The organism is Lederbergia citrea, assembly GCF_018343525.1.
GTDB lineage: Bacteria > Bacillota > Bacilli > Bacillales > Bacillaceae_C > Lederbergia > Lederbergia citrea.
The window spans coordinates 170612-184004 of sequence record NZ_JAGYPH010000003.1 but is presented as its reverse complement, the minus strand read 5'-3'; the positions used below and the strand labels follow the sequence as shown (position 1 = coordinate 184004).

Annotated in this window: 7 protein-coding genes; all 7 read left to right on the top strand. The window is 40.5% G+C overall.

Going from position 1 to position 13393, the window contains the following annotated elements:
- Positions 1-18 precede the first annotated feature (18 nt).
- The 7 genes from KHA88_RS15445 to KHA88_RS15415 all read left to right on the top strand — a co-directional run bounded on the left by KHA88_RS15445 (position 19) and on the right by KHA88_RS15415 (position 13387).
- Positions 19-3786, top strand: a complete 3768-nt coding sequence (locus KHA88_RS15445) for a cadherin-like beta sandwich domain-containing protein (RefSeq protein ID WP_213122416.1) — start codon at positions 19-21, stop codon at positions 3784-3786.
- 115 nt (positions 3787-3901) lie between these two features.
- On the top strand, positions 3902-5305 hold the full coding sequence (gene uxaC, locus KHA88_RS15440; protein WP_213122415.1) for a glucuronate isomerase: 1404 nt from the start codon (positions 3902-3904) through the stop codon (positions 5303-5305).
- Between the two features lie 21 nt (positions 5306-5326).
- A complete protein-coding gene (locus KHA88_RS15435) occupies positions 5327-6778 on the top strand; it encodes a tagaturonate reductase (RefSeq protein WP_213122414.1) in 1452 nt (483 codons plus the stop codon).
- Between the two features lie 17 nt (positions 6779-6795).
- The gene (locus KHA88_RS15430; protein WP_213122413.1) at positions 6796-8286 is read left to right on the top strand and encodes a UxaA family hydrolase; all 1491 of its coding nucleotides are present in this window, start codon (positions 6796-6798) and stop codon (positions 8284-8286) included.
- Positions 8287-8482: 196 nt separating this feature from the next.
- A complete protein-coding gene (locus KHA88_RS15425) occupies positions 8483-9265 on the top strand; it encodes an IclR family transcriptional regulator (protein WP_213099262.1) in 783 nt (260 codons plus the stop codon).
- A gap of 203 nt (positions 9266-9468) precedes the next feature.
- Positions 9469-11355 (top strand): beta-N-acetylhexosaminidase, encoded by a 1887-nt coding sequence (locus KHA88_RS15420; protein ID WP_213122412.1) that lies wholly within the window; start codon positions 9469-9471, stop codon positions 11353-11355.
- A gap of 28 nt (positions 11356-11383) precedes the next feature.
- Positions 11384-13387, top strand: coding sequence for an alpha/beta hydrolase family protein (locus KHA88_RS15415; protein ID WP_213122411.1), 2004 nt, complete (start codon positions 11384-11386; stop codon positions 13385-13387).
- The last annotated feature ends 6 nt before the right edge of the window (positions 13388-13393 follow it).

Here is a 13393-nt window from a genome sequence, read left to right as displayed (position 1 = left end):
TTATGTGGAGGTGTGTTTATGAAAAAGGGGAAAGCAAGATTTTTTTCCATGATTGGTTTATTCGTCATGCTATTGGCGAACTCGCTTGGAATCGTACCATTATCCGCACCTCATTCAGCTGAAGCTGCGGAGGTAAAGCCCGCAGAACAAATTCACTACACAATCACGGGTCCCGACTCAGTTACGTTTGATTGGGTGTACGGTCCTGATACGATTCAATTTGGTGAGAAGGCGAATACATACGATCAATCGGTGAAAGCCGGAGATCCGATCGTTAAACCAAGAACTCCTGTTGATGGATTATTTCGTGAGGCTAAAATTACGGGATTGAAACCGGGCACAACTTATCATTATACGATTGATGACGGAAAGGATTACACATTCCATACGGCGCCGAAAGCTGGCAGCTCTGGTTTTTCCGTCGTTACGACAGGAGATGTCGGTGCTTCCATTCGTTTCTCAAATGCAAAGTTTGTAAATGAACTCATCGCATCTTTGAATCCCGATCTTTATTTAGGGTTAGGAGATTTTACTTATGGGGATCAAGAAGGGCAGGAATCAGTGAATGCCCATTTCAACGATGTCATGGTTTGGAGCAGGGAAACGCCTTATATGCCTAACTGGGGAAATCATGAATGGCAAAGTGCTTTTGATGATTTGACTAATTATAAGGGACGTTTCGACTTGCCTAATCCACAAATCGATAAAGGGATGAGCAGCAACACTCCGACGCAAGGAATTCCGGGAGATTGGTATTGGTTTGATTATGGAAATACGCGGTTTATCGCTTACCCCGAGCCATTTGGCAATTCTTCTTGGTCAAGCTGGGCCTCCGAAGCTGCTGTCATTATGGAAGAAGCGGAAGCCGATGACAATATAACCTTTGTAGTTACATTCGGACATAGACCAACCTATTCGAGCGGCTACCACGGAAGTAATCCCGAATTAGCCGATCTTATGGAAGGTTTGGCGAAAAAGTATCCGAAATTCGCCCTCAACTTAATTGCTCATGATCACCACTATGAACGGACCCACCCAGAAAAAACCTTCGGTGTACTCCATGTTGTGGCAGGTACAGGAGGGTCAACATTATCAATTGATAAAGAAACAGATTGTAAATTTAAAAACTGTACTCCACCACCTTGGTCTGCCGAAAGGTTTTATCATTTCGGTGCAGTAAAACTTGATTTTAAAGACGATGAAATAGTAGGGACCTTTGTATGCGGACCGTCACACAAAGATGAAAGTATCGAGTGTGGTTCCGGGGCTTCAGGCGACACTTTTACGATTAAATCAAGAATCCTTAAACCAGATCTAGACGCAGTAATGGACGGTTCTGGTACGGTGGAAGATCCATACATGGTCATGACGGCACAGGACCTCTATAATATTCGAAAAAATCCTGCTGCCCAATACAAACTTGGCGCAAATCTAGACTTGACGTTTTTCGATTCAGGAGACGGGAAAGGCTGGCTCCCTATTGATCAAACGGGAAGTAACCGCTTTTCGGGCGGATTCGATGGTAATGGTTTTATTATTAATGGACTCACTATAAAGCGACCCGATTCCGACCATTCTGCTTTATTTGGCTACACGGGCAATGAAGCTACTATTAAAAACGTTGCTTTGGAAAACGTATATATTGAAGGTAAAAATTATACCGGTGCACTCGTTTCTTATATGAGCGGAAGCGGCTCGATCAAAACGAGCTACGCTACAGGTACTGTTAAAGGAGCGAGATATGTAGGTGGGTTAGGCGGACAAATTTCAAGACCTGTCTCGGACAGCTTTGCTCGAGTGAATGTAACTGGCAATAATGATGTCGGTGGGCTGATTGGCCTTTATTCGGGGTCAGCGACGAATACGTATTCCACAGGAAAAGTAACTGGTTCCGCTAATGTTGGCGGTCTTATCGGAAATGACACCAATGGTGTCGGAGTTGTTACTGATTCCTATTGGGATATCGATGCTTCAGGTCAAACAGTGAGCGCTGGCGGAATAGGTAAAACAACTGCTCAGATGAAACAGGAAGCAACTTATGCGAATTGGGATTTTAATTTCATCTGGCAAATTGATGAAGGGGAGGATTATCCGTTATTAAGTGGATCAGTGCCACCTGCATCAAGCAATGCCAATTTGAACGATATCCAAATTAATGGTGATACAATCAGAGGGTTTTCCCCGGGTACTCATATGTATAACATTGATGTACCTTACAGTGTGAGCGAAGCACATTTAGATGCGATCCCGATGGAGGAAAAGTCCACGGTTGAAATTACTGGGGATCATGTATTGAAAGCAGGAGAAATAAATACCTTTGTGATTACTGTGACGGCGGGGGATAAAGTAACCACTCAAACTTATACAATCAACATTAACCGCGAAGCTGCACTTATGGCCGGTTCTGGTACGGAGACTGATCCTTACCAAATCAATACTGCAGAAGAGCTGAATAAAATGAGGCTCGACAAGACCGCCCACTATATTTTATTAGAGGACATTGACTTATCGAATTTCAGTGAAGAAGATGGCAAGGGCTGGATGCCGATCGGTGTTGATAAATCAAGATTTATAGGCAATTTCGATGGTAAAGGCCACGTAATTAACGGCTTACGGATAGAGCGATCCGATACCGATTTTGCAAGTCTCTTCGGTTATGTAACCTGGGGAGGATCGATTAAAAATATTGGTTTGACGAATGTCGATGTAAAAGGTAAAAACTACGTCGGCGGACTAGCGGGCTATATGGACGGCGATGGTGAAATCAGAAACGCCTCCGTTACCGGTACAATTAATGGATCCGGAAAAAACATCGGAGGTCTAGTTGGAGATACGCGTGTAAGTATTTATGATAGTTATGTTCATGCGGATGTTACTGGTAATAACGTAGCCGGCGGATTTGTAGGACGTATGCAAAGCAGTTCAAGTAGCATCGACCTGCAGATTAATCGATCCTATTTTACCGGAACAGTTAAGATCATAACAGCAACAAATCCAGCATCCGGCGGTTTTATCGCGGAACTTGCCGCAGGAAAAGTGATTAACTCATATTGGAATACCGATACAGCTGGGCAAACGCCTAAAGTTTGCGGTTCCGGTTTAACAATCAATGATTGCGGAATCGGAAAAACGACAGCTGAGCTGAAACAAAAAGCAACGTATGTTGGCTGGGATTTCGCAAATATTTGGGAGATCGATGAAAATAATGGCTTCCCTTTGTTCAAGCAAACGAAGCAACTGTCATCAAACGCTGATTTAAGCGATTTGAAAGTCGGCGAGGAAACGGTGAGCGGGTTTGACGCCAATCAGTTCAAATATACTGTTGATGTGCCGAACGAAACAACTTCCGTAAAAGTAACGTTTACTGCTGCAGATGCGGATGCCACTGTTGTGGTGAGTGGTGGAAATAACTTGGAGGTTGGGTCGAACATTGTAACAGTAACAGTGACAGCAGCAGACGGAATAACCGAAAACATCTATATGATTACAGTTAATCGTGCGGCTGCTCCAGCGGCGCCCGATGTAGACACGTTGCTGCAAATTCTTGCTTCTTACGAAAGTTCTGGAGATATTAAGCAGCCGTTAATCTCCCAGCTAAGAAACACGGCAGAACAAGCGCAGCATCATTCGGAAAAGGGACATATGAAGCAGGCTGAAAAAAGCTTAGATGATTTCTTGAAGAAGATAAACAACAAGACGAAGCAAGATGACATATCTCCTGAAGCAAAGCTGTCGCTGACTGACTATGTTCAAAGTTTGAAAGAGCTGTGGAGTTCTGGCTCTTAATTTTACGGATAAAAAGTATGCCAGACTTTCAGTCCTGGCATATTTTTTATAAAAATAATAGAATAGTATAAAGATTAATAAATTTAAAAAAATAAACTGATTGCAGGTGAAGAAGATGAAGAAATTTATGGACGAGTCATTTTTATTAACGAATGAAACAGGAGCTGAGCTTTATAACAAGTTTGCGAAAGATATGCCCATTATTGACTATCATTGTCACCTAAGTCCCCAGGAGATTTACGAGAATAAGAGGTTCAAAAATATTACGGAAGCATGGCTGTATGGTGACCACTATAAGTGGAGGGTCATGCGTGCCAATGGAATTGAAGAGGAGTTTATTACAGGGAATGCTAATGATTACGATAAATTTATGGCTTGGGCCAAAACAGTGCCAATGACGATTGGTAATCCGTTGTATAACTGGACACATTTAGAGCTACAGCGATTTTTCGGAATCGACACAATCTTAAATGAGAAAACTGCCCCTGAAATTTGGGAGCTTGTTAATAAACAACTAAGTGGAGAAGGTTTTGGTGCAAGGGATTTAATTACAAAATCTAATGTAAAAGTCATTTGTACGACAGATGACCCTATCGATTCATTGGAATACCATCAGAAGTTACGGGAAGATGATGATTTTGAAGTGAAAGTATTTCCTAGTTTCCGACCTGATAAAGGATTGAACATTAATCATGATGGCTATAACGAATGGGTTGAGAAGCTAGGGGATGTATCTGGAATAAACATTACCGATTTTGATACCTTTTTAACTGCTCTACAATCTCGGATTGAATTCTTCCATTCACTTGGAGGCCGTGTTTCTGACCATGCGCTTGATGTCATGATGTATGAAAAAACTTCTAAAGAAGAAGCGGGAGCTATTTTTGCAAAAGCGTTAAAAGGTGGAAAAGTGTCATTAGAAGAAGAGAGAAAATATAAATCTTATACATTGGTTTTTCTAGGACAAAATTATGCACGGCTAAACTGGGTGATGCAATTTCATATGCATGCACTTCGTAATAATAATACGAGAATGTTTAATAGACTTGGCCCAGATGTCGGCTTTGACAGTATTAATGATACTGCACTGGCTAAACCATTGTCCCGATTACTTGATTCTCTCGATAAAAAGGAAGCGCTGCCAAAAACAATTCTCTATTCTTTGAATCCAAATGATAATTATATCATTGGAGCGATGATTGGAAATTTCCAAGGGGGGGGCATTCCAGGGAAAATCCAGTTTGGTACGGCGTGGTGGTTTAATGATCAAAAGGACGGTATGCTTGATCAGATGAAGGCGTTGGCGAACCTTGGTTTATTTAGCCGCTTTATCGGTATGCTTACGGATTCGAGAAGCTTCCTTTCTTATACAAGACATGAATATTTTCGTCGTCTTGCTTGTGACCTCATTGGCAGCTGGGTTGAAAGTGGAGAAGTGCCTTACGACTTAGATATGTTAGGAGATATTGTGAAAGGAATCTGTTATCACAATGCAGAAAACTATTTTCAATTTGAGTAAGATAAACGAGGTGCCAATAAAATGAAAAAATTAATGATGCAAAAACATGTGTACCCAGAAAAAGTGCTTCAATTTGGTACAGGCAACTTCCTTCGTGCCTTTACAGTGTGGATGATTGATCGCATGAATAAAGAAAGCAATTTTAATGGCAGTGTCGTCACCGTACAATCGACCAATAGTGGAACTGCGGATAAAATCAATCGCCAGAACGGTTTATATACACTTTGTTTGCAAGGGATTGTTGATGATCAACCTGTTAAAGAATATGAAGTGATCCATTCAATAAGCCGCGCTCTAAATTTGCACAAACAATATAATGAATACATAGAACTTGCTAAAAGTCCGGATTTACGGTTTGTCGTATCTAATACGACGGAAGCAGGCATTGTGTATGACGCTGATGATTGTTTGGATGACCGCCCACAAAACAGCTTTCCTGGGAAATTGACAGCCTTTTTATATCATCGCTTCCAGTATTTTAAGGGGAATAAAAGTAAAGGTTTAATTATTATTCCTTGTGAGCTGATTGATCGAAATGGGGATATGTTAAAGGAGATTATTCTTCAGCTTGCTGACGATTGGGGATTAGAAGCTAACTTCGCCGACTGGATTAAAGAAGCTAATTATTTTTGCAATAGTCTTGTTGACCGAATTGTTCCCGGCTTTCCAAAAGATCAGATGGAAGAAATTGAAGCTGAGCTAGGGTATCGCGATGAACTTATTGTCACGGGTGAGCAGTACCATTTATGGGCGATTGAAGGGCCGGATTTTTTGAGGGAAGAGTTTCCTGCCGAAGAGGTCGGCTTAAATGTAAAAATAGTAGAAGATCTAGCACCGTTTCGCGAAAGTAAAGTATATATTTTGAACGGGGCCCATACAGCGATGACACCGATTGCATATTTATGTGGTTTAGAAACAGTTGGAGAAACGATGGAAGATCCGGAAACAAGGCGATTTGTAGAAGAGCTAATATTGGAAGAAGTGATACCAGGAACAGACTTGCCGGAAGCAGAAATGAAGGCGTTTACGAAGGATGTTTTGAGTCGATTTTCCAACCCATTTATACAGCATTACTTGCTTTCTATTTCTTTAAATGCAATGGCTAAATTTAAAGCCCGAAATTTGCCTGTGTTACTTTCATATGTTGAAAAGTACGAGAAAGTCCCAGAGCGCATAGCATTTGCGCTGGGCGCTTGGATTGCGTTTTATCGAGGGAAACGTGGAGATGAAGACATTCAGTTGTCAGATGAGGAGACTATTTTAGCATTTTTCAAGAAGATATGGTCTAGCCATGAAGGATCGGATCAGGCGCTTCGAGAAATTGTTAAATCCGTATTAGCATATGAAAAATTGTGGGACCAGGATTTAAACGAAATACAAGGTTTAACTGAATCGGTTTGGATGCATTTGCTTGAAATCGAGCGCAATGGAATGCAATCTGCACTAAAAAATATAGTAATAGAAAAAGTGTAGTAAAGGAGGGAGAGCATATGAGAGAGTTTATATCGATAGATCATCGTGATAATGTCATCGTTGCCTTGAAAAATTTCAATAAAGGTGAGCGAATAAGCGATCAAGATTTGGATATTATTCTTGTTGATGATGTAATCAAGGGACATAAAATAGCGATACGTGATATTCCTAGCGGTGAGAATATTATTAAATATGGATATCCAATCGGTCATGCAACTGAGTTTATTCCAAAAGGTGCCCATATTCATACACATAATACGAAAACGAATCTCGATGATTTAGAAGAATACGAGTTTCAGCAAAATTTAATCGGAAAACAGATAGATAAAAGACCATTAACTTTTAAAGGTTATCGCCGTGAAAATGGCGATGTCGGAATTAGGAACGAACTGTGGATTGTTCCGACTGTTGGCTGTGTTAATGGGATTGCAGAAATGATAATCCAGGAATTTAAAGCAGAAGTAGGCGATATTGCGCCATTTGAAAACATTGTTGTACTAAAACATCAATACGGATGTTCACAACTCGGCGATGATCATGAAAATACAAAAATCATCCTTGGGAACGCAGTAAAACACCCCAATGCGGGTGGCGTTCTAGTAATGGGGCTCGGTTGTGAGAACAATGAACTTCCAGAATTAAGAGCATCCCTTGGTGATTACAATCAAGAACGGACGAGGTTCCTAGTTTCTCAGGAAGTATCAAATGAAATTGATGCCGGCGTTCAAGCTTTGAAGGAAATATTCGCAGCAGCAAGAGATGATAAACGGGAAGATATTTCCCTGTCAGAGTTGAAAATTGGATTAAAATGTGGGGGATCTGATGGTTTTTCCGGTATAACGGCGAACCCGCTCCTCGGAAGATTTTCGGATTTTCTAATTGCACAAGGTGGGACAACTGTTTTAACAGAGGTACCAGAAATGTTTGGTGCAGAAAAAATATTGATGGAACGTGCGAAAAATGAAGAAATTTTTCATAAAATTGTGCATTTGATTAATGATTTTAAACAGTATTTTATTGATTATAAACAACCGATCTATGAAAATCCGTCACCTGGCAATAAAGATGGAGGAATTACAACGCTTGAAGATAAATCGCTTGGCTGTACCCAGAAGGCAGGCTCGGCAACCATTGTTGATGTACTAAAATATGGCGGCATAATAAAAGAAAAAGGGTTGAATTTATTAAGTTCACCTGGGAATGATTTAGTTGCCTCTTCTGCGCTCGGTGCTTCTGGCTGTCATATGGTTCTTTTCACTACAGGGAGGGGGACGCCCTTCGGTTCCTTTGTTCCAACGATGAAAATATCTACAAATACTGCGTTATTTGAAAATAAACGGCACTGGATTGATTTTGATGCAGGAAGGTTGCTAGAAGACGTATCACCTGACGTAGTATTGGAGGATTTTGTACAATACATTATTCGTGTAGCAAGCGGAGAACAGGTTAATAATGAGAAAAACAATTTTCGAGAGCTTGCTATTTTTAAGACGGGAGTCACATTATAAGTCCTAATTTCAACCGGATCATCATAATGATCCGGGGTAATTTTTTTTCATTCGGTATTTTATTATTACAGGATAATTTCTATCATTGACTCCTTATGAAAGCGGTGATATATTAATAGTTAATTCAGTACTATGAACAATGATTTGTTATACAGAATACCTGGCGATTATGCGATGTGGAGGTCAGTGAATCGAGATGAAGAAAAAAAAGGATTATAATGTGCCGGCATTGGAGAAGGGGTTATTGATTTTAGAATGGTTGTCTAAATCGGAAGAGCCTCTAAGAATTACAGATATACATGAACAATTGGGCATCCCAAAAACCTCCGTTTTTATGATGATGTCAACGCTCGAAGCAATGGAATATGTGGAAAAGGTAGACGATAGCAGGTATCGAGTAACGATGAAATTATACAACATCGGCATAGAGACAAAATCCAAATATGATATCCGTAGGATTGCCCGTCCTTATATGGAGAAGCTAGCCCAAAAATTAAGATTCACTGTTCATTTAGCGATTTTGAGTAATGGGCGTGCTGTTTATATTGAAAAGGTAAATGGGCCAACATTTGTTCAATTCGATACAAAAGTTGGACAGTCGATGCATATTCATTCCTCCGCGGTTGGAAAGGTGCTTGCTGCCTATTTAGATGAGGAAACAGTAGATGAAATTTTAGAGAATAATCCAATGGTGCGTGCCACGGAAAATACGATTACATCACCAGAATTGTTCAAACAATTTTTGGCTAATGTTCGTGAGACGGGTTATGCAGTTGAAGATGAAGAAGGAGAAATAGGAGTTCGCTGCCTCGGTGCACCCATTTTCAATGACAATGGCAAAGTAATCGCTGCCTTAAGTGTGACAGGAGTACGCAACGACCTTCATAGCATTCATTTCCAAGAAATAGGTAATGTGTTAAAGGAAGAGTGCAGCCAAATTTCGGAACAAATTGGCTATAAAGAGGCTTTGAATAAATAAAAAATATTTTCAATATGAACGTTCATGCTGCCAAAAAAATTGGCAGTTTTTTTGGTCTGCGTCCCTCCAATACATTCGTTATTAAAATATTTTAATAATTCGTCATTTTTAGTCTTGATAAACTATATAAATAATGATAGTTTATAAACAAGCATTCGTAATTTCGAATTTTTAGATACGAACAATTGTTATGGAGGGTTACCATGAAAATTCATTTATTCGGTGATATATCGGAAGTAGAGCAAGGATTGGATATTCTCGCTAGTAAGTTCAATTTCAGTATCGCACAGGATGGCTTTCCAATTGAAGTGCGTAAAGTTCTAAATAGTGAAATTAAAGTTTTAAAAGCCGAATCTAAAGGAAAGATAATTTACTCCGAAAACATTCATTTTTTCCGAGCCTTAGGGTTATTTTTAGAGGCGAGTCAGGAAGAGGAAGAGTTTGAGATTGTTGAAGAACCGCAATTTGATAGAAACGGATTGTTTTTCGATGTATCCCAAGGAAATGCTGTCATGAATTTGGATTCGATCAAGGAGATACTCACCCGCATGTCAATCATGGGATTAAACTGGTTCATGTTATATATGGAAGATAGTTATGAAGTAGGAAGTGAGCCATTCTTCGGATATATGCGAGGGAAATATTCATACGAAGATTTGAAAGCGGTTGATGACTATGCGTTTGCACTTGGCATCGAGGTTATTCCTTGCATTCAAACTTTGGCTCATATGCAGGAAGTGATGAAATGGCCGCGATTTAATTCAGTGAGAGAAGATGAAGCTACACTGCTCGTTGGTGAACCGAAAACGTATGAATTAATTGAAAACCTACTTACCGACATTAGTGCACCGTTTAGAAGTAAGCGCATACATATTGGTTTGGACGAAGCATGGCGGCTCGGTCTTGGTGAATATTTACCGAGAAACGGGTTAAAAACAAAGTTTGAAATTATGACTGAACATATTAATCATGTCATCAAAATAACAGAAAAACTCGGATTAATTCCAATGATGTTCAGCGACATGTATTTCCGTACACCGGAGCTTGCCGGTTATGGCAATAACTACGATGTGAATGTGCAAATACCAGAAGAGATTGTGCAAGCCATACCTAAAGGGATGCAGATGAATTTCTGGGAGTACAATCGTGAAGACGAGCCTTTCTATGAAGCAATAATTGATAAGCATCGATCTTTAGGCGTCCATACGGTTGTCAGTGGAGGAACGTATAATTGCCACGGTTTTGGTACCAATTATGGCATCGCCTTTAGAGCATCCAATGCGCTCTTAAATGCTTGCAAAAAGAAGGAAGTAAAAGAAGTATTTCTGACACATTGGGGTGATGATGGAACAGAGAGCAATATATTTTCCACCATACTCGGTTGGCAGTTAAGCGCAGAACATGGTTACGCACGTGAGCTGGATGAAGAAAAACTAAAGAGAAGATTTAAGTTTTGCACAGGAGGAAATTTCGACGATTTTCAGTCCATCAAATATTTGGATGAAGTACCTGGCGTTTCAAAAGACAACACAAACATGTCCAATCCATCAAAATACTTAATGTATCAAAATCTTTTAGCGGGACTGTTTGACAAAAATATCGAAGGTTTACAATTAAATAACCATTATGAGGAAACGGCTGCTCGTATGAGGGAAAGTGTCGGGCGAAATGGCGAATTCGATTTTGTTTTTATCTTATCTGAGAAAGTATGCTCCGTATTGTCCGTTAAAGCAGAACTCGGGATCCAAATCACCGCTGCCTATAAACAGCAAGACCGGGAAGGGTTGGAGAGGCTTTCGCAAGATGTTCTACCCCGCCTTAAAGCTCAGGTTGAAGATTTACGGGTTTATCACAGGGAGATTTGGTATAAGACAAATAAGCCGCTTGGGTGGGAAATTCTTGATCTGCGCTACGGGGCGCTCCTAGCGAATATTGATACGTCGATGGCTAGGATTCATGATTACTTAAATGGAGATATTAGTAGAATCGAAGAGTTGGAAGAAGAACGACTGATCTATCCATTTTCCGCCGATCTACCAATGATCACAAGCTATAGCAGAATTCCTTCTGCGAGCCGATTATTTCAGTAAAAATAACTATGACGCGGAGGTCAACGTAATGGAACGTGATTTGCTTAGTGGCGTGAAGTTAGATAACAAACTGAGATCGATTGTTCAGGATAGTAGACTATCCGACGTTTATCACCACAATTACTCATTTGAACTGCCTCGTTATGCAAAGGTTGATGAATGGCAAGCAAGATGTAAACAGTTAAAGGAAGCGATATTGATCAGCGCAGGGCTATGGCCATTTCCTAATAAATGTGAATTAAGAACAAAGATTTTTGATAAGCAAGAATTCGATGGTTTTACTATAGAAAAAGTGTTGTTTGAAAGCTATCCCGGTTTTTATGTAACTGGTAATTTGTACCGTCCTACACATGGAGAGGGACCATTCCCGGCCATATTGAATCCCCACGGTCACTGGGAAAACGGCAGACTGGAAATGAGCGAAGTGGCGGAGGTTCCCACTCGATGCGCTAATTTTGCCAAAATGGGATTTATCGCTTTTTCCTATGATATGGTTGGTCACTTAGACAGCAAGCAATTCGATCATGAGTTTAGCGGATTAGAGCATGAGCTTTGGGGTGTAGGATTACTCGGCTTGCAGCTATGGAATAGCATCCGTTCCATCGACTTTTTACAGTCGCTTCCGGATGTTGATTCCGACAAAATTGGCTGTACCGGCGCTTCAGGTGGGGCAACGCAAACCTTTTTACTAGGAGCGGTAGATGAACGGTTAAAAGTTTCCGCGCCAGTCAGTATGGTTTCCTCCCATATGCAGGGCGGATGTAAATGTGAAAACGCACCTTATTTACGGATGGATGGAACGACAAATGTTGAAATAGCAGCGATGTTCGCTCCCCGGCAGATGTTGATCACTGGAAATACCGGCGATTGGACGAAAAACATTCCCAACTTGGAGTTCCCTTACATCCAGCATATATACAGTCTATATGGTGCCTCTGAAAAGACGGAATATTTTTATATTAAGGCGGAGCATAATTACAATAAAGCAACGAGAGAAGCGGTATATAACTGGTTTAGATTACATTTTCACGGATTATCCACTCCATGGGAAGAAGTGAAAATTGACTTTGGCGACCTAAAGAGACTTCGTATCTTTTCTTCGCTGGAAGCCAATGAATTTCAAACCGATGAGGAAATTATCGCAAACATAAAACAGGAAAAAGTAGAGAAGCTGGAAGCGGCGAGAAGTACGGGACAACGTGAACAGATGAAGATGTATGATCAGGCTTTAAGACGCCTCATGGGCTTGGATGCCACTGATGCTTCGATTCAATCGATCAAACCGGAAAATATTTACTACGGTGAGCAGTTGAAGCATAAGGACACTGAGCAAATCGCGATTGATCAATATGTAATCACAGCTGGGGCGGAGCATGTAAACATTCCTGTATCTATTCTTAAAAACAAATCAGTCGTGAATAGCAATGAAGCCGTTTTATTCATTCATCCTAGTGGAGCTCAAGGTCTAGTTGAGGATCCTGATAGTAGAAAAATAGTGAATGACTGGCTGCAAAAGGGATATGAAGTTGCAACAGCGGATGTATTTCTTACCGGGGCGTACTTAAAACCGTACTCCCAATCTGGCAGAAATGCCACGCTCGATCAATATTTTACCACTTATAACTATACTGACTCGGTTTTGAGAGTCCAGGATATCGTTCATATTTATCGCTTTTTACAAGATTGCCAGTATGACAAACTTCACGTTGTCGGTCTTTATGAGGCGGGGCTATGGGCGTCGGCTGCATTGCCATTTTTGTCTAAGTTAGATTCCGCATCGGTTGATTTAAATGGTTTTAATTTGGACTCTGATGAACAATACGTAAATCATTTCTTTGTTCCGCATTTTCGGGCGATTGGCGGGTTTGAAACATGCTTCCATTTGGCGGAACCAAGGATATTGAAGGTATTTAATTGCTCTCCCGAGGTAAAAGACTCGATTAATAAGCTTAAAACTGAAGTGCAAATGTTCGAATCGTTCGCCGATGCTTTTGATTTGGCAGTGAAGGCTAATCACAATTCTTCTATATGAGGTGCA